At 57.1% G+C, this 20,124-nt stretch carries 8 protein-coding genes; all 8 read left to right on the forward strand.

Annotated features, from left to right (window positions below):
• Nucleotides 1–40 precede the first annotated feature (40 nt).
• The gene (locus BA6348_RS15050; RefSeq protein WP_242507502.1) at nt 41–1,147 is read left to right on the forward strand and encodes a cysteine peptidase family C39 domain-containing protein; all 1,107 of its coding nucleotides are present in this window, start codon (nt 41–43) and stop codon (nt 1,145–1,147) included.
• A complete protein-coding gene (locus BA6348_RS15055) occupies nt 1,060–6,522 on the forward strand; it encodes a non-ribosomal peptide synthetase (RefSeq protein WP_141333626.1) in 5,463 nt (1,820 codons plus the stop codon). The genes BA6348_RS15050 and BA6348_RS15055 overlap by 88 nt, the downstream gene beginning before the upstream one ends.
• Nucleotides 6,523–6,527: 5 nt before the next feature.
• The gene (locus tag BA6348_RS27375) at nt 6,528–11,282 is read left to right on the forward strand and encodes a type I polyketide synthase (protein ID WP_122952448.1); all 4,755 of its coding nucleotides are present in this window, start codon (nt 6,528–6,530) and stop codon (nt 11,280–11,282) included.
• Nucleotides 11,283–11,305: 23 nt separating this feature from the next.
• The gene (locus tag BA6348_RS15065; protein WP_207212829.1) at nt 11,306–12,400 is read left to right on the forward strand and encodes a hypothetical protein; all 1,095 of its coding nucleotides are present in this window, start codon (nt 11,306–11,308) and stop codon (nt 12,398–12,400) included.
• Nucleotides 12,401–12,454: 54 nt separating this feature from the next.
• On the forward strand, nt 12,455–13,540 hold the full coding sequence (locus BA6348_RS15070; protein ID WP_165328994.1) for a Gfo/Idh/MocA family protein: 1,086 nt from the start codon (nt 12,455–12,457) through the stop codon (nt 13,538–13,540).
• The gene (locus BA6348_RS15075; RefSeq protein WP_026557197.1) at nt 13,537–14,478 is read left to right on the forward strand and encodes an ROK family protein; all 942 of its coding nucleotides are present in this window, start codon (nt 13,537–13,539) and stop codon (nt 14,476–14,478) included. The genes BA6348_RS15070 and BA6348_RS15075 overlap by 4 nt, the downstream gene beginning before the upstream one ends.
• The gene (locus tag BA6348_RS15080; RefSeq protein WP_242507356.1) at nt 14,475–15,659 is read left to right on the forward strand and encodes a DegT/DnrJ/EryC1/StrS family aminotransferase; all 1,185 of its coding nucleotides are present in this window, start codon (nt 14,475–14,477) and stop codon (nt 15,657–15,659) included. Before BA6348_RS15075 ends, BA6348_RS15080 begins: the two co-directional genes overlap by 4 nt.
• 157 nt (nt 15,660–15,816) lie before the next feature.
• Nucleotides 15,817–20,112 carry a non-ribosomal peptide synthetase gene (locus tag BA6348_RS15085; RefSeq protein ID WP_122952452.1) on the forward strand — a complete coding sequence of 1,432 codons (4,296 nt, stop codon included), beginning with the start codon at nt 15,817–15,819 and terminating at the stop codon, nt 20,110–20,112.
• The last annotated feature ends 12 nt before the right edge of the window (nt 20,113–20,124 follow it).

Below are 20,124 nucleotides of genomic sequence, written 5' to 3' on the forward strand. Positions count from 1 at the left end.
CCATGCCTGAAAAATCATGATTCGAAACGGAAAAGAGGAGATGCTTGTGGAGAGCGTAACGCTGCCAGTCGTCCAGCCGCCGATTTTCGGCTATCAATTTTTTGCCTTTCCTCTATGTATCGTCTTGCAGGACAAAAGAAGCCTGCCCTGGCTGTACAGCAATTTTATCCAGGTGTGCTTCGACAAGCGCCCTGATCCGCCTGTTCCGTTTACGTTTTACATTCACGACTATACGTTGAACCCATGGCTGCACGTCGAGCATTTGCAAAGGGGCACGATGAACATCGTCCAAAGGAACATCGTCGAGTTTGTCCGCGATTGCCTCCTGGACGGCTACTATGTGTACCTGAATGTCGATGAGTACTACATTCCCGAGCGCGCCGTCTATCAAAAAAGCCATCTCTCCCACGATGTGCTGGTGCACGGCGTCGATCTGCAAAACGAAACGTTTCAATTGCTGGGCTTTACAGACAAGCAGATGCTCGCCACCACGAGCGCGTCTTTTCAAGCGTTTGCGCAGGCGTATGACAGCATCGCCCGGATCGACCACCAGGCCATTTGCAATCGCATCTATTTGTACAAAATCAAGGAAACGGGGGCGTATGCGTTTGATTTGGCATTGGTGCAGGAAACGCTGGAAGAGTATTTGACTTCCGGCAATACGTCCAGCAGATTTCGCATGGTCGCCAACCCGTGGGATCATTGCGCCTACGGTTTGGATACATATCGTTGCCTGCAAGACTATTACGAACGCTTGCTTGCGGGCAAGGCAGGCTTCGACGTGCGCCACGTCCACAGCTTATGGGAGCACAAAAGCTTGATGGTCGCCCGGATCAAATACATGCAGGAGCACACCGACTATCTCGACTCGCCCGACCGGCTTCATGCGGCGTATAGCGAAATCGAGCGCAAAGCGCGGAACGCGCGCAACTTGACGCTCAAGTTTTACATGCAGCAGGAGGAGGCGACGCTGCATAAAATCATGCGCTACCTGGAAGGCGGACGAGATTCGGTCCGCGCTGGCACAACATTCGGGCTTTGGCGAAAAGCGAAGATCGCGTGCTGGTCCACGTGCAGTTGCCAGAAGCCTACCGGAATGATTTTGCCTGGTACGACTTTCATCCGGCCTTGCTCGACACAGGGTTGAATGCCGTGACGATGTTTGTTCTATCAGACCTGTACCTGCCTTTTTCCTTCAAGCGGATGAGCTTTTACAGCAACATGCCTGCTTCTTTTTACAGCTATTTGCAGCAAAGAGAAGCGCGCGGCGACAGCCGGGAGACGGTTTCCTACGATATCAGCCTGATCGACGAGCAAGGGAACGTGTTTGCCGAGGTCGAGAACTACACGTTGAAGCGCGTCTCTCTGGCGATGGTCGCGCACGATTTGTTTTATCAGATTCGCTGGGTAAAAGCTCCGTTGGAACAGCGTGGAGAGGTCGACGCAGGCAGCGTGCTGTTGTTTGGCGGCAGCGACAGCGGAAGTGGAAGCGGAACGGTGCGGGAGCTGATTCAGGAATGGGAAGCGCGCGGCGTCGAGCTGATTCAGGTCGCTTACGGTGACGGCTACCGCAAAGAACGGGAAACGAAGTACGTGGTAGGACACGCGGAAGCGGATTATGAACAGCTTTTCGCCGACTTGCAAGGGCGAGGCATCAGCCGGATTGTCCATGCGTATGCGCTGGATGAACAGCGTGCCGCTCCCAGCCTCGGCCGCTTGCAAGCAACGCAAGCCCGCACCGTCCGCAGCCTGTTTTCGCTGGTGAAATCGCTGGTGCAAGCCAAGTACAGACAGGAGATCGAGCTGGTCATACTGGGCAGAAATGGCTGGGAAGTGACAGGCAGCGAACCAGAGCTGGAGCCGTGCTACACGGCGTTGTTCCAGTTAGGAAAAGGAATCAACGCAGAGTATCCCCATCTGAAATGCCGAAGTATTGATCTCGACGAAGCGACGGACGGCGGCAGCCTTTTCGCGGAAATCTACGGTGCAACCGACGCGTATCAGGTCGCCTACCGCGGTCAGGAGCGGTATGTCGAAGAATTTGCCCGCTGCCCGGTAGAAGAGTCTGAGTCTGTACAGCCGCTGGAGCTGCAAGAGGACGGGCTGTATCTGATTACCGGAGGCACGGGCGGAATCGGGCTGGAAATCGCCAAACATCTTGCCTCCCGCAAAAAAATTCGCCTTGGCTTGCTTAGCCGCAGCACACTTCCGCCGCGCGAAGACTGGGCGGCAATCAAACGGCGCGAAACAGAAGCAGACAGCAAAACGCGCCGCATCATCGACAGTGTGGAAGAAATCGAACGGTCGGGCAGCAGCGTCACCGTCTGCGCGTGCGATATCACCGACGAGCAGCAGTTGGCGGCCACGTTGCAGCAGCTTCGCGAGGCGTGCGGCCCGATCAAAGGGGTCATTCACGCGGCAGGCGTGGCGGGCAGCGGATTCCTATTCACCAAAACATGGGCAGAGTTCGCGCAGGTGACCAAACCAAAAATCGAAGGCAGCTACTTGCTGTACAGCTTGCTGGAGGAACGCCCCGACTTTTTCGTGCTGTTTTCCTCGATCGCAACGGTCGAGGGCAGTCCGGGGCAGGGCGATTATGTGGCGGCGAACGGCTACCTCGACGGCTTTGCCTCTTACTTGCGTCAGCAAGGGATTCGCGCTACGACGATCAACTGGACCGCGTGGGCAGAAACCGGGATGGCGGCCGACTATGGCGTGACAAACGGCAACGCTCTGTTCAAGCCACTGAAAACGGCGCAGGCCGTCCAGGCATTTGCCAGTCTGCCAGACGTTCCGCGCGTAGTCGTGGCAGATGTACGCTTCGAGCAGCTCCACGCCTCGCCGGACAAGCGCTTCCCGTTGCAGCTAGTCGCTGGTCTGCGCGGAAACGTCGCGGAGCGAGCCGCAGCGGCCGCACCTGGTGAAGCTTTCCCTCTCGACGTGCCGATTGACGGCAAACCGCACGACGAGCTGACCGCTACCGAAAAACAACTGGCGCAGGTGTGGGCAAAAACGTTTGGCCTCTCCGAGATCGACCTGCAAAAAAGCTTCTACGAAGTCGGCGGCGACTCGATTATCGCGACGCAAATGGCGAATGTGCTGAACACGCACCTGAACAAGCCGATCACGATTGCGGAAATCTTTGAATTTCCGACCATCCCCGAGCTGGCGACTTATTTGGACGCAAACGTGCTGCCTGCGCAACCCGCAAGGCAGGAAGCGACAGCCGAGCCACATGACGGGCACGATCTGTCCAAGGCGCAATACCGGATCTGGTTTTTGCAAAACTACGATCCGCAGACGACAGCCTATCATTTGCCTGTCGTCAAGCAATTGCAGCTCGCCATTGATCTGGACGTGCTGCAGCAAAGCCTGGACATGCTGACCCGGCGCCACGCCTCGTTGCGCACCGTCGTCCAAACTGTCGCTGGCGTACCGAAGCAGTTCATTTTGCCGGATTGGCAAAACGTCATCCAGTTTCGCGACTACAGCCATGAACCGTCCGGCGCAGAAATGTCGGCCCGACGACTGGAGGAGCAAAATGCGACTCCGTTTGATTTTGCGCAGCCGCTGTTCCGCATGGAGCTGCATCGTCTGGCTGCTAATGAGCATCGCCTTTACGTCAACATGCATCACATCATTTCGGACGGCTGGAGCGTCGGGCTGTTTTTCCGGGAGCTGATGGCGCTGTATGAGCGCATCCGCTCGAAGCAGCCCGTCCAGTTGCCAGCCGTGACGTTGCCCTACAGCGATTGGGTCGAGCAGGAGAAAAAGTGGCTCGCGTCGGAAGAGTTCCGGCACATGGATCGGTACTGGACAAGCGAGCTCATCAAACCGCTGCCAGTGCTGAATTTGCCGACCGATTTTGAGCGGCCGCCCTCTCTCGTCTACGACGGCAGCTACATCAAATTCACGGTGTCCAAAGAAAAAACCGAACAGTTGCGCCTGCTGGCGAGAAATCGCTCCACGACTCTTTACATGACGGTTTTGGCCGTCTATTTTCTTTTCCTGCACAAAATCAGCCAGGAGGAGGACATCATCGTCGGATTTCCGGTGTCCGGCAGGGAGCGGCAAGAGTGGGAAAATGTCATCGGCCTGTTCATGAACATGGTTTGCATCCGCCTCGATTTTCGCGGACTTTCCCGCTATGACGAAGTGTTGGAGGCGGTCAAGCAAAAATGCGTCCGAGCCTATGCCAACGGGCGCTATCCGTTCAACACGCTGGTGGAAAAGCTGAACCCGGAGAGGGACCAGAGCCGGACGCCGATCTTCTCCACGATTTTTCAGCTATACGACAACGTCCCGCAAGATAACGACCGGATCAGTCTCTACGACCTGAGCTGCATTTGCAAAATGGAGCAGGAGCAAATGGAAGTGCGAATGGAGTACAAAACGACGCTGTTTGCCGAGGCGACCATCCGGAAATACGCCGACTATTTTTCGTTTTTGCTCGACCAGGTGATCGACCATCCGGCGCAAATGCTTGGGCGCTATGAGCTGCTGGATGCCGAGCAAAAGGCAGAAGTGCTCGGGCAAAATCCGACGCCTGTTGCGCTGGACGCTCCCGACGAGGTACACCGCCTGTTTGCAGCGCAAGCCAAGAAACAGCCCGCGCAGACCGCCGTCGTTTTCGAGGGAATGCGCTTGACCTACCAGCAACTGGATGAGCGCTCCAACAAGTTGGCCGCCTTCCTGCTGAAAACGAGCGCCGAGGAATCGCAGGAGCCGATCGGCGTCTATTTGCCGCGCGGTATCGAAATGATCGTCGCGCTTTTGGGCATTCTCAAGGCTGGACGCCCGTATGTGCCGTTGGACGTCGATTTTCCGAGCGAACGCATCGCCTACATGATTCAGCACAGCCGGATCAAAACCGTTTTGTCGGAGCAAAGCGTCATTCCGATGCTGGAAACGATCGCTGGAACTCATCTGGAAGCGGTGGTCGATTTATCAGGCGATGTGCTCCTGGCAGAAGCGGTAGGGCATCTTCGCTATTACGGGGACGCGCATATTCGCAACCAGCCCGCCGCACCTGTGACAGCGCCGCCATCCGAGCTGATGTACATCATGTACACTTCCGGCTCGACTGGCACGCCAAAAGGCGTCATGGTGACCCAGCAAAACGCGCTGCACTACCTTTTGTGGAGTCAGCAGCAATTTCAACTGCGACCTGGGCGCAACATGATGCTGGTCACTTCGATCAGCTTTGACATTTCTGTGTTTGAAATTTTTGGCTGCCTGACGAGTGGAGCTACCTTGCATATCATGCCGTCGGAGCGGCTGCGCGACCCTGCTTTGCTGTTTGCCTATCTGGAGGAACATCCGGTCGACGTGTGGCATTCCGTCCCGACTTTAATAAGCCAATTCATCCTTGGCCTTGCTCAGCAGGACGAACAGCGGTTGGCGTGCTTGCGCCAGTTCGAAACCGTCCTCGTTGGCGGCGAAGCGTGGGGCCCTGCCTTAGCCAGCGAGATTGCCCGCTATTTCCCTGCCGCCAAGCTGTACAACTTGTACGGACCGACAGAAGCGACGATCTGGGCTACGTGTTGCGAAGTGAACAGGGAGCTTGCAGGCAAAGCGGTCGTTCCGCTCGGCCGTCCGCTCGGACATAACCAGGTCTACATTTTGGACAAAGACGGAAACTTGTGCGGCCCCGGCGTGCCCGGCGAAATTTGCATTAGCGGCCCTGGCGTCACCCCCGGCTACTTCCGTGACAAAACGAAGACCGAGCAAGTGTATCGCCTGCACCCGTTTACCGATCGGATCGTCTACCATACCGGAGACTTGGGCAAATACGGGACCGATGGACAGCTTGAATATATTTCGCGCAACGACGGCATGGTCAAAGTCAGAGGCTACCGGATCGAAACAGGGGAAATCGAACACAAACTCGCAAGCGTCCCGGGCGTCACGTCAGTTGGCGTCGTCGCGGTCAAGGAAGGCGAATCGAACAAATTGACCTGCTACTATACGTCGACCTGCGACATTGCCGCTTCGGAATTGCAGGAATCGCTGCGCAAAGCGTTGCCTGCTTACATGATCCCGGCCCGGTTTGTGCGCCTGGAGGCGATGCCTGTCACCTCCAACCAAAAACTGGATCGCAAAGCGCTGCAAGCGATGTCGCTCCCGGCTGAATCCACAGAGCAAGGCGAGCTGCAAGCCCCCGGAAGCGAAGTGGAAACGTTCCTGGTTCAGTTGTGGCGCGAGCTGCTCGGTGTGGAACAGGTCGGGACGAGGCAAAACTTTTTCGATCTCGGCGGAAACTCGCACCTGATCGTCCGCATGCAAGCCCGAATCGAAGAGAAATACCCGCAAAAAATCAAAGTGATGGATTTGTTCGAATGCAAAACGATCAGTGCCATGGCCCAGCATATCGAGAGAAGCCAGCCAAACCGAGGACGGTCGGGCGCGAAAGCGGAAGGGCAGCCAAACGACAATGAAATCGGCGACATTTTGCAGCTATTGGACGAATTTAGCGAGGGAGAGGCGTCGGTGGAAGACATCCTGAAAAAATTAGGAGAGTAACGCTTATGGCAAAAAAAGAAGAGATGTACGCCTATATATTGAAGCAGGTCGGCTCCGGGCAGTTGGACAAAAACGTTGCCGCCCGCCTCATTCATTTTTTGCGGCACGATCAGCAAAAGGAGGCGGAAAACGACATTGCCATCGTGGGGATCGCCGCCCGGCTAGGCCAGGCTGACACGGATGCCCGGCTGGAGCAGCTTCTGCATCTCGGCATCGACTCCATCCAGGATATCCCGGCAAACAGACAGGAAAACGCTGCCCTTTTCCTGCCCATGCTTCCCATCGAACGAGCCAAAGCGCAGTTTGACCGAGCCGGATATTTGCCCGAGATCGACCGGTTCGATCCGGGCTTTTTCCACATATCCCCGCGCGAAGCAAGTTTGATGGACCCGAATCAACGCCTGTTTTTGCAATTGGCCTGGGAAGCAATCGAAGAGGCTGGCTATGGAGGAGCGAAGCTTGCTGGCAGCAGAACAGGGGTGTTTATCGGCTACAGCACCGATTTTGGCGAAGTGTACAAAAAAGGCATCCAGCTTCTTGCGCCGGAAGCGATGGGCATTGCGATTCCCGGCAACATCCAGTCCATTATCGCCAGCCGCATTTCTTACCTGCTCGACTTGAAGGGGCCAGCCGTCGCGATGGATACGGCGTGCTCCTCTTCGCTCGTCGCGATTCATTTTGCCTGCCGCCAGCTCATCGAAGGCGCTTGCGACCTCGCTTTGGCCGGAGGAATCAAGCTGCATCTTTTCCCGCTGAAAAGCCATGCGCACGTCAAAATCGGCATTGAGTCCTCGGACGAAAGAACGAAGACGTTCGATGCCAGTTCCGACGGGACCGGAAAAGGCGAGGGGATGGGGGCCGTTTTGCTGAAGCCGTTGAAAAAAGCGCTGGAGGATCGCGACCATATTCATGCGGTGATTAAAGGCAGTGCGATCAACCAGGACGGCAACTCGATTGGCATTACCGCTCCGAACGCGAAAGCGCAGGAGGAAGTCATTTGCCAGGCGTGGGAGCAAGCCGGGATTGATCCCGAGACGATCAGCTATATCGAAGCGCACGGAACCGGAACAAAGCTGGGCGATCCGATTGAAATAGAGGGCATTACGCGAGCTTTTTCGCGCTATACGAGCAAAAAGCAATTTTGCGCCATCGGTTCGTTCAAAACCAACATCGGCCATCTCGATCATGCCGCAGGGATTGCGGGCTTGGTAAAAGTGATCCACGCCATGAAAAGCAAAAAACTGTTTCCTTCGCTGCATTTTCAAAAGCCGAATCCAGCGATTGATTTCAGCTCGTCCGCCGTTTACGTGAACGACCAGTTGCGCGACTGGAGCGCTTCTGGAGGGCTGCGGACGGCGGGGATCAGCTCGTTCGGGTTGAGCGGCACGAATTGTCACATGGTCGTGCAGGAGGCTCCGCCCGCTTTTTGTGAGCGAAAACAAGCAGCTCCCCTTTATTTGCTTCCGCTGTCCGCAAAAGACGAGCAGGTGCTGTCGAGGCTAGTTGCCAAATACGCCGCCTATGTAGCTAGCCATCGGCAAGTTGATCTGGACGATTTGTGCTACACCGCAAGCACCGGGCGCGGCCACTACAGCCATCGGCTGGCGATTGTTTTTACCGATTACGACGATCTGCTCGGCAAGCTGGATGCGCTCCAAAAACGCGGGCTTGCCTCAGATGAGCGTGTGTATTACCAGGTTCACGGAAGCGAGGTGGGCGGCGACACGATAGCAGCCCGGGCTGGCGGCTGGCTGAAAGTGACGGAGGAAGAAAAGCACGCGCGGACGCTACAGGCAAAGCGGGAGCTGCAAAGCATGACCAGCGCCTTGCCGGACAGAGAGCTGCCCTCCTATCTCCGCTTGGGTGAGCTGTACGTCGCAGGCGCCGAAATCGACTGGGAACGGCTGTACGAGGGGCTGGCGTGCAACCGCATCAGCTTGCCTGTCTATCCTTTTCAAAAAGTGCGCTGCTGGCTCAACCAGGAGGACTTCGCGGCCTACAAACAGCAGCCGCTTCCCCGTGCACAAAAGCCGCCGCATCCGCTGCTTACGAGCTTGCCGGAAAGCGCATCCGACCACATAACGTATCGCGTCGGCCTGTCTGCCGCAGACGATTGGGTCGTAAACGAGCATCGCGTGGGCAGTGAATACGTATTGCCCGGCACGGCCTACATCGAACTGCTGCTCGAGGTGGGCAGGCAGCAAGGCGGGCTGACCGTCATCAAGGACCTCGCCTTTTTGCAGCCCTTTTCGTTGCGGGAAGGGGAGAGCCATGCGCTGCACATCACGCTGAAAAAAGCGGGCGACGAAAAACACTTCCGCATCGCGAGCATGGATCAGACAGACGGCTCGTGGCGCAAGCACGCAGAAGGCAAGCTGTGCCGTCCGACAGCGCAGCAAAAACGCGTAGACGTGTCGGCTCTCATGAAGCAACTCCCTGTGGCTGCCCGCGCAGCCGATTTGCAGGCAAGCGGCGCCTATATCACGACCGGAGCGCGCTGGAACAACCTGCAGGAATTGCGCAGCGAAGGCGCGGAATGTCTCGTTGCGATCGAGTTGGCCGAGCCGTATCGCGCAGAAGCTGCTGACTACCACTACCATCCGGCCATGCTGGACAACGCGGCGAACATCGCGATCAGAAGCATTGGCGAGCATCTGTATTTGCCCTTTTACTACCAGTCGATTCGCGTTCACGCGCCAATTCCTGCGGCGATTTACAGCTACGTGAGGCGGCGGGAGCAAACGGAAGGGAGCGAGACGGCGACCTTTGACATCGACATCGTCAATGCTGCTGGCGAGGTGCTTGTGGAAATCGAAGGCTACACGATCAAGCAGGTGCGCACGCAGTGGACGGCAGCAAGCTACTACGAAAAAGACTGGGTCGTGCAGGAAGCGCCGTCCCCCACTCAGGCAAAGGCAAAGGCTGACGAAGCCGTGGTCGTGTTCACCGGGGCAGGCGAGCTGGCCGAGCGGCTTCGCGAGCAGCTTGCCGCTGTCTACGGAGAAATGATCGAGGTCGCCTTCGGAACAGAGACGGGGCAGGTCAAGAATCGCGTCGATTACCAGCGCTTGTGGCCGCAGTGGCAGGCGAAAAAGGTCCGCAAAATCGTGCATCTGATGAGCGTGACAGACAAAACGATTCAATCGGCAAAAGAGCTGGAGGAAGCCGAACAAAGAGGCTTTTACAGCCTGTATTACTTGCTCGACAGCCTGTTTGCCCATCCGCATAGCGACGAGCTGGACATCATCCTCGTCGGGGACTGCGCCAACCGGGTGACAGGCGACGAAGCCGCTCTGCGGCCAGAGCATGGCTGCTTGCTCGGCCTCGGCAAAGTAGCGCGGGAAGAGTTCCCGCATGTGCGCATCCGGTTCCTGGATGTCGACGCCTATACCGACCCGTCTGTAATCGTCGCGGAATTTTCGGTTGCAGATGCGCCGTATCAGGTCGCCTACCGCCATAACAAGCGGTACGTGGAGCGACTGCAACAAGCGACGCTGGCCGCGACAGGTGACACCGCTGCCATCAAAGCGGACGGTGTCTACGTCATTACAGGCGGAACCGGGGGACTCGGCCTGGAAGTCGGCAAGCAGATCAGCCGCCTGCACCCGGCAAAGCTCCACCTCATCAGCCGTCAAGGCTTGCCCGGGCGGGAAAAGTGGCCGGAGATCGAGGCGGCCGGAGCCGATCAGCGACGAATCGAGCAGATTGCGGCGATCCGCGAGATGGAAAAACAAGGCGCGAGCGTACACGTTCACGCCGCAGACATCAGCGAAGAAAGCGAGCTTTCGCAAGTGCTGGAGCACATCCGCGCGAAGTCTGGCGCGATCCGCGGCGTCATTCATTGCGCAGGCGTGGCAGGAGAAGGACTGCTCGTGCGCAAGCCGGAAAGCCGCATCCGCGAAGTGCTGAACGCCAAAGTGAAAGGCACGTGGCTGCTCGACCAGCTTACCGAAGCTGACGACCTCGATTTCTTTGTGCTGTTTTCCAGCATGCACACCGTCACAGGCGGCATCGGGCAGAGCGATTACGTGGCTGCTAACAGCTACCTGGACCTGTACGCCGCGCATATGCGCCAGATGGGCAAAAAGGCGCTGACGATCAACTGGCCGCTGTGGCGTGACGTCGGGATGGGGCAAGCGCACGAAGCCGACAATCGCCACAGCCCATTCGAGAGCCTCGCGCCCAGACAAGGAGCGGCGATCTTCACAGAACTTTTGCACGCGGATCAACCTCAGGTCATCGTCGGCCAGCTCAAGCGCCGCCTCCCGAAAGAAGCGATTGGACACAGTCTGGTGCGCGATTACGCGCTGGGAGAGGGCATCGAGCGGGCTGTCTCGCAGGCGATTGGCGGCGGGAGCCATCCGGCAGAGGTGTCAGGCAAGGAAACGGCCGCGATTATCAAGGAAGCAGAGCATCAGGAGATCACGGCGTGGGACGAGGAAATCGCGCACATCCTGGCAAGTGTGCTGGGGCTGGATGAGATCAGCATTTTTGCCAACTTCGAAGACTTGGGCGGCAATTCGCTGCTCGCGGTCAGACTGCAAAAGGAGCTGGACGCAGCCTATCCCGGCGTGTTTATGATCTCCGATATTTTCTCCTATCCGACGGTTCACGATATGGCGGCTTATTTGGAGCGAAAACGCGCCACCCCGGCAAAGCGGAGCATGACGATCGAACAAATCATGAGCGATTTGGAGCAAGGAAACATTACGGCGGACGAAGCCGATCTGCTCATCAGAGAGAGCAGCGAGCCAGTCTAGCATGAGCGTGGAGGTGAGGAGTGTTGGATGCGTTTTCACTCCCCGCAGAGCCTTTTAACGGCACGTGGGTGAATTGTGTCAGCAACAATTTGATCTCGATCCTGATGAATCGCGACAAAAGCTTCGCGTATGCTCCGTGCATGGCGCAAGCCCAGTTTCACCTGCACGTTGTCGAAGCCGATGACGGGCAAGAGGCGGCAGCAGCGCATGAGGAAGGAGTCCTGTTGCTGGACGTTGCCCGGGGGCTGGATTTTTCTTCTGTGCTTGATTTCCAGACCCGCTCTTTGCAAGCAAACGACAGCGTGCATGTGGCCATCAAGGAGCTTTTGCGCAGCGGATACTACGTCTTTGTCGATCTGGACCGCTTTCATTATCCTTCTGGCGTGGACGCAGAAAAGCAGCACCAAATCCACCCTGCTTTTCTGTACGGCTACGATGAACACGCGCGCTCCTATTTGTTGATAGAAGATTGTCTTCAACCGAGCAAAATGGAGCCATACGCGCTGCCTTACGATTGTTTCGAGCGGGCGTTGGCAGCCGCGCAGACTTCTTCTCTGCTCGTCACGCGGATCAAGGCACAGGAAGAAGCAGCGTTTTTTTCCAGGTGCACAAAAGAGCTGATTTGCGCGAATCTCCAGACGCTTCTGCGCGAAGAGCGCAAGCCGTTCAAGACCGATCATGCGGGAAATACGCTACTTTCCACGACGTACGGACTGTCTGCGATCAAGCAATTCGCCGAGAGCCTGGAGCCGAGATTGCTCGGAATGTCCCCTGCGCAGTTTCAGCGCAAGGCCGTGGCGATCAAAAATCCGTATTTTTTTCGCAAATCTACCGTCCATTTGCCGCTGATCTTGCAGAAGCAAAGCTGGGTGAACGAGCGGGAATGCGAGCAGTTGCAGGGCGAGTATAAAACGCTGTGCCAGCAGTGGGAGCTATTCGGGAACGCGCTCATCAAATTTTATTACAAGAGCTATTACAGCAAGGGCAGAGGCTCTACTCCGGCGCACCAGCGCGAAGTCGAGTCGCTGCAAGAACTGCTTGTCGGCCTGTACGAAAAAGAAAAGCAGGCGGCGTCTTTCACGCTTGAGCTTTTGACATGCCCGGTCGCAGGAACATAACCCTTTCTTTCGACCGAAATGAGTCGCAACCAACAGACGAAGAGGATGAATGCTTTGGCTAAACAACGTCAAATGTCCATAGGGATTGTCGGAGCCGGGTGGATCGCCGAACACGCGCATCTCCCGTGCTTTTTGTCGCTGGATAACGTGTCCGTGCGCGCGATATACGATACAGACGAGGCACGGGCGACGCGCCTGGCCAAACAGGCGGGAGCGACGGCGTGCTCCCGTCTGAGCGAGATCGGACAGGTCCCGCTGGATGCTGTCATTTTATGTACGCCCAATCACACCCACTACGAAATAGCCAGGCACTTTTTGGAAAAAGGAATCCACGTGCTGTGCGAAAAGCCGATGACGACCACAGCAAAGGAAGCCGCGTCTTTGCGCCGCCTGGCGGAAGAAACCGGGACCGTTTTGATGATGGGCTTTGTCAACCGGTACCGGGACGATATCCGGGAGCTTCGCTTCAGAATCGCAGCCGGGCAGATTGGCGAAGTGCAAATGTGCGAAGTCACCTGGCGCCGCAAAAGAGGGATTCCCCGACCGGGAAGCTGGTTTACGCAAAAGCAGCTTTCGGGAGGCGGCGTCCTCATTGACTTGGGCAGCCATATGCTCGACCAGTTGCTTTTCCTGACAGGAGCGTCGGAGCCGGTCGCTTGCCTGGGCAGCTTCCATTCCCGTCCGTTTTTCGCCCGGGAGGGATACAGCAATTGGCTGGGCGGCTTTGAATCGGAACAGGTAGAAGTGGAGGACACGGCAGTAGGGATGATTCAGTTTGCAGGCGGCATGCTCGGCAAGGTGCATGTAAGCTGGCAGGACGACGTAGCCGGAGATTTTGTGCAGATTCATCTGAAAGGCGAGCGGGGCAGCTTGACGCTGAATACGCTGTTCGGCTTTAGCGATCAAGGGTTGTACAAGCAGCCCCATTTGCTTTTGACTTACGCGGGTCAAGAGGCCCAGTATTTTCCTTTGCCGCCGAAGCCAGATCCGCTCGTTGCGTTCAAGCGCCAGGCGGACCAGTTCGTCGCGTGTATCCGCGAGAAAAGCCAGCCCGTTCCGTCGGCGCAGGATGGCGAACAAGTAGTTCGACTGATCGAGCTGCTTTATCAATCAGCGCGCAAAGGACTGATGGTCACATGAGCGAGGGACTCGTCGCTGTCGATCTTGGCGGTTCTACCGCTAGAATGGCGCTCTTTGCTCTCGATGGCGCCACGATGCTGGAAACGGCCCGGCTCGAATTGGGGCAGGAAACGGGACCGCTGCAAGCGATTTCGCAAGTCGCCAGCGTCATCGCAGGCTGGGAACAAGGGGCGCAGACGAAAATCCGCGGCGTTGTGACCGGGCTTGCTGCCGTGCACGATGCCGCAGGAACGATTGTCACCTGGCCCAATCGTCCAGCATGGAATGGCTTCGCCTTCCGCGATACTTTTGCCGCGATGGTCGGCAAGCCTGTCGTGCTGTTTGACGATGCCAATCTCGCAGCGCTGGGAGAGTATGCGTTCGGGCTTGATTACCCGGTGCCGCATCTCTTGTACACAGTAGTCGGCACAGGCATTGGCAGCGCCTTCGTCTGGCAGGGCCATGTGTACGCAGGAGCGAGGGGAGCGAGCGGAGAGCTCGGCCATATGATGGTTGACCCGCGGGGAGAAAAATGTCCGTGCGGCGGCTTCGGCTGCTTGCAAATGTACGCGTCTGGCCGGGCGATGGAACGAATCGCGCAAGCCAGCGGGCTGCCCGCTGCAAGGGCGAGTGACGTGTTTCGTTTGGCCTCTGCCGGAAACGCAACAGCACAGGCGATTGTGGACGATGCCATACGGATGCTGGCGATCGGAATTGCCAATGCGGTCCGTCTGTTCGACCCCGACATGGTGGTCGTGGGCGGCGGGATGGCAAGCCGATTTCCGGAACGCTATCGCTTGCTGGAAACGCTCGTTCAGGAGTTTCTCGGGACTTTGCCGCAGCGAAATGTCAGCGTCACGCTTTCCAATCTGGGAGACGATGCGGCGCTTTGGGGCGGGATCGCTTACGGTTTGCAATGGTTTGCCAAAAACAAAGAAACGGAAGGTGTTCGCAAATGAGTAACCTGACAGGAAGATTCCCAAGCTGGCCGATGGCAGATGAGAACCAGGAAAAAGAACTGCTGGAGGCGCTGCGCAGCAATCAATGGTGGCGCATGTCCGGCACGAAAGTCAAAGCGTTTGAACGAGTGTTTGCAAAGATGCACCACGCCAAGCATGCGCTGGCCGTGACGAACGGAACGCACGCAATCGAGCTGGCTTTGCTGAGCCTGGGCGTGAAGCCGGGCGACGAAGTGATCGTTCCGGCTTTTACCTTTATTTCGACAGCGCTGCCCGTCATTAGCCTGGGGGCGATCCCTGTCCCTGTCGACGTCGATCCCGGCACGTTTTGCCTCGATCCGCTCAAAGTGCGGGAAGCGGTGACGGCGCGCACGGTCGGCATGATCCCCGTACATATGGCGGGACACCTGTGCGATATGGATCGGCTCCAGCAAATTGCCGACGAGTTCCACCTGTTTATCATCGAAGACGCGTGCCACGCGCACGGCGGAGAATGGAAAGGAAAACGCGCAGGGAGCATGGGAGACGCCGGGGTGTTCAGCTTCCAGCAGTTTAAATTGATGACGGCAGGAGAAGGCGGCGCGCTCGTCACCAATTCCCAGGACTTGTACGACCAGGCTTTTCTGTACCACAACGTAGGGCGGCCTGTCGGCGACAAAAAATATCAGCACCTGGTCGAAGGCTCCAATTACCGGATTTCGGAATTTCAGGCCGCTGTCCTGCTGCCGCAGACGTCCCGCCTCGCGGAGCTGAACGAGCGACGCGAGCGCAATGCGCAAATTCTCGATGCCGAAATGCAGGCGATTGCAGGGATCGTTCCGCAAACCCGCGAAGCGGCGTGCACGCTCCATACGCACTACATGTACATGTTTTACTACAACCCGGTCCCGTTTGGCGGAATCACGCGCGAGCGGTTCGTGGAAATGCTGAACGAACAAGGCATTCCCGCCTATATTGCCTACACGCAGATTCACGATACGCCGATCTTCAAGCAGTTCGTCGCCAGCCTGGGTGAAGGCTACGCTTTCCCGAACGAGCTACATTGCCCCGTCTCCCGAAAAATTGCCGAAGAAGTCATCTGGATCCACCATCGGGCGCTGCTCGGCGATGCCGAATCGACAAAAGGGATCGCCCGCACCGTCAGGGAGCTGCAAGCAAGCGCAGAAGCGAAGCTGGTATAGCCAGCGTTGACACATTTTCTCCATAGCTGATGTGGAGAAGGACGGGTACCTGGGCGCATTCGCCGGGACCCGTTCCTTTTTATATAAGGGCAACTAAGGCTGCGCCACAGGCTTGGCGCAGCCAAGTTTTCTAATCCAGAAGGGGGAAAAGCAGACGATGAATGGAACCACCCAGACGAAGCCTGACGATGTCGAAGAAAGACTGAAAGCGATTTGGACAGATGTGCTGCAGCGAAGCGACGTGGGCATTCATGACAATTTTTTCGCGATTGGCGGCCACTCGCTAAAAGCGCTGGAGCTGGAAGTCAGAATCGGCGTGGAGTTCGATCTCGAAATCTCGCTGGAAAACATTTTCCAGAACCTCACGATCAGCGAGCTGGCAGAGTATATCCGCCGTTCGCAGGACGACGCGCGCTCTTTTATCAAGCCTGCGCCGGACAGACCTTACTACCCTGTTTCCTGGACGCAAAAAAAGATGTTCTTTGCCTATTTCGACGGGCTAGACAATGCTGTGATCGACCTTCGCAGAGTGCCGCAGGAGATCGAGCCTTACGAACTGGAGAGAGCTTTTTCGTACATAATCAAAAGGCACAAACTGCTGCGTACCACCGTTGGCATCAAAGACGATGCGGTCGTCCAGTTCGTTCACGACGAGGCGGTTGCGGATTCTTTTCGCCTGCATGACTGGGAGGCCCCCGAGGAACAAGCGTTGCAGGAGGAGTTCATTCGCCAATGCGTGGTCGAAATCAGTCAGCCGTACACGCTCGACCAGCTCCCGCTCTTTCGCGTTGGCCTCGTCCGCTTGCCGCAAGAAGGCAGCCTGTTGATCCTGCATTTTCACCATATTATTTTCGACGCCACTTCCCTGCAACTGGTGTATCACGAGCTGGCGTGCATCAGCCAGGGGCGTCTATTGCCCCAGCTCCACTTGCAATACGTCGATTATTGCGTATGGCAAAACGAACTCGAAAAGTCGGAAGCGCATCGGGAAAAGAAAGCTTTTTGGCTGGATCTGTTTGGCGACGAGCTGCCCGTTCTGAATCTGCCGCTTGATCGCCCCCGTAGCCATGGCCTGATTTCCACTTACGGACACAAAAACTTCTTTTTGAGTGAACAGACGGCAAAGGCCATTCAGACCGCCGCCAAACAGTATCAAGTCACGCCCGGCATTTTCCTGACGGCCATCTACGGCCTGCTGCTTGCCAACTATTGCGGGCAAACCGACATCACCATCGGGATGTTATCTTCCCGCCGCTACAGCGGACTCGAAAACAGTATCGGCGTGTTCATCCGCACCGTCCCGATCCGCTTTCAGGCTGCCGCAGAGCAGGCGTTTCCCGACTATTTGCAACAGGTCAAGCACAGCCTCATCCGTTCGCTGGAGCATCAGGAGTACGACATCGACGAGCTGGAGGAGACGATCTGCCGCCAGCATGGCGTGTCGAGGACAGAACATCCACTGTACCGCGTCTCGCTGAACATTCACACCGAGATGGAGTCGGTTACGGAATCAATCATCGGAGGGGAACAGGATACGCTGCAGAGCGGCAATGCGCAAGATATTGCCTGCGGCGTCTATTTTCTCGACTCGGGAGCGATCTGCCTGAACATGGAGTACAACATGGAGCTGTTCGAGCCAGCCACGATTCAGCGAATGGGCGAACACTTCAGCGTTCTGCTGGAAGCGGTTCTCGTGCAGCCAGAGCGCAAGCTGGGAGCGTACAGCTTGCTGACAGAGGCCGAGCGGCAGCAGATTTTGCACTTTTTTAACAAGGAAACGGCTGATTTGCCCGCGGAACAAACGTTGCAGGCGATCTTCGAACAACGCGCCGAACAGTATGCGGACAAGCTCGCGGTCAGTTGCGCCGAGCACGCGCTTACATACCGGGAGTTGAACCAAAAGGCCAACCAACTGGCGCGAGCGCTCGTGGACAGAGGCGTCGGCCCCGGCGTAACCGCAGGCGTCATGCTGGAGCGGTCTGTCGACATGATGGTAGCGCTTTTGGCGGTTTGGAAGGCGGGCGGCGCGTATGTGCCGATCAGTCCGGACGATCCGCCAGAGCGGGTGACGTTTTTGCTTGCGGACAGCCAGGCCAAAGTCGTCCTCGTTGACCGGGACGCGCGAGACAGCAGCCCGCAGGCGAAGTCGCTGTACTTGAACGTAAAGGAGCCAGCCATCTATTCCCGGGATGACGCCAATCTGGCGCCGAGAAGCGGCCCCGCCGATCTGGCCTATATCATGTACACTTCTGGTTCGACCGGCCAGCCAAAAGGCGTCATGATCGAGCATCGTTCCGTCCTCAACCGGATCGCCTGGATGCACAAGCAGTTTCCGATCACAGCCGACGATTGCACGTTGCAAAAAACGCCGTTTACGTTCGATGTTTCCGTCTGGGAGCTGTTCGGATGGTATTTTCACGGCGCGCGCGTCTGCTTCCTTGCTCCCGGCATGGAGCGAGATCCCGAAGCCATTCTCGCTACGATCGCTCGCGAGCGCATCACGCTTTTGCATTTTGTCCCCTCCATGTTGAGCAGCTTTCTTTCCTATGTAGAGCCGCGCATGGAGCAGGAAGCAGCGCGGCTGGTCAGTCTGCGCTTTCTGTTTGCGAGCGGCGAAGCGCTGCTGCCGAGCACCGTCAACAGCTTCAACCGGATGATCCACGCGCGAAACGGCGCACGCCTCATCAATTTGTACGGCCCGACCGAAACCACTGTCGAAGTTTCGTGGTTCGACTGCTCGGAAGACTACGGGGAAAAGCCTGCGCGGACGACGATTCCGATCGGCAAGCCGATCGACAATATTCGCCTGTACGTAGTGGATCAGACAGACTCGCTCCAGCCGATTGGCGTCGCAGGCGAGCTGTTGATTTCCGGGATCGGGGTAGGAAGAGGGTATGTGAACCAGCCCGCGATCACGGCGCAAAAATTTGTCGACGATCCTTGGAGCCCCGGCAGCAAAATGTACCGGAGCGGCGATTTCGTCCGCTGGATGCCGGACGGCAACATCGAGTATCTCGGTCGCATGGACGAACAGGTCAAAATCAGGGGCGTGCGCATTGAATTGGGCGAAATAGAAAACGCGCTGCTCGAACTTCCAGAGGTTGAGGCCGCTGCAGCCGCGATCAAAACGAGCGAGGCAGACGAGAAGCTGCTCTGCCTGTACTACGTGCCCAGAGACAAGGTCGAGCCGGATGAGCTGAAACGCTATCTTGGCAAAAGACTGCCGCGCTTCCTCGTCCCGGATGCGATTATGGCGGTCAAGGAGATTCCGTTGACGGCCAGCGGAAAAGCAAACCGAAAACTGCTGCCCACTCCTGCTGTCGCAGTCGACTTCCGCGCGGATGAACTGCCTGTCAGCGAGCTGGAAAAGAAGCTCGCGGCGATTTGCCAAAAAGTGCTGCATATCGAGCAGCTTGGCGTCCGTACCAACCTGTTTTCCGTCGGGGCCAACTCGCTGAAAATCATTTTGATTGCCGCGCAAATTCGCCGGGAGATGAACATGGACATTCCCGTCAGCGACGTTTACACCAAGCCGACGATCGCGGAAATCGCTGCTTACCTGCAAGCGGAGGCGCTGTCGGCAGCGGCTGGCGACGATCACGACCTCGTTCTCATCAACAAAGGGTCTGCCGAGGCCCCACCCTTGTTTTTGATTCACGATATTAGCGGCAGCATCGACGCCTATTTTGAGCTGGTCCACCACCTTGGCGACCGCTTCACTTGCTACGGCATTCCGGCAGAAAGGAGCGACGGCGAGCGAAGCCGGGAGATCACCATCGAAGCGCTGGCAACGAGCTATCTGGAAAAAATCAAAAAGGTCCAGGGCGAAGGTCCGTACAATATGGCGGGCTGGAGTCTCGGGGGACTGCTCGCTTTTGAGATCACGAGACAGTTGGAAGCCGACGGGGATGAGGTAGAGATGCTCGTCCTGATCGATTCTTCTCCGCCGCTTTTGCACCAGCACCTTCAGCACCCTGACCCGGCGGTTGTCGCCTCCTTCCGCCAGCAGATGGCGCAGATGGTCACGGCGGCAGAGTGGATCGCCCGGTTGGAGCAGGAAACGACGTTGTACGGCTTGTACAAACAGGTGGCGCAGTACATGGAGCACCACCACCTGACGTATGAAGCGCTGGAAGCCGTGCTGCCGAAAGAGATGATGCAGGCGATTCCGGCCTATGCCTACGGCGAGCGCACCGATTTTTACCGCTACGTGCATTTGTTTCTTGATTTGCAACATGCGTATGTTCATTACCAGCCGCCGCGAAAAGTTTTTGCCCAGGCGCACCTGGTCAGAGCGCAGAAATCTGCCATCGCAGAAGACAAGTGGAACGGCTTTTTCTACCGTCCTGTCAGCCGGCATGAAGTGGCGGGAGATCACTACTCGATCTTCAAAGAGCCTGCTGTGCGGGAAATGGCCTCTATCTTTGCAGCGATTGCCCCCGAGCGCGGGTGATGGGAGCCTCTT

Source organism: Brevibacillus agri, from assembly GCF_004117055.1.
Classification (GTDB): Bacteria; Bacillota; Bacilli; order Brevibacillales; family Brevibacillaceae; genus Brevibacillus; species Brevibacillus agri.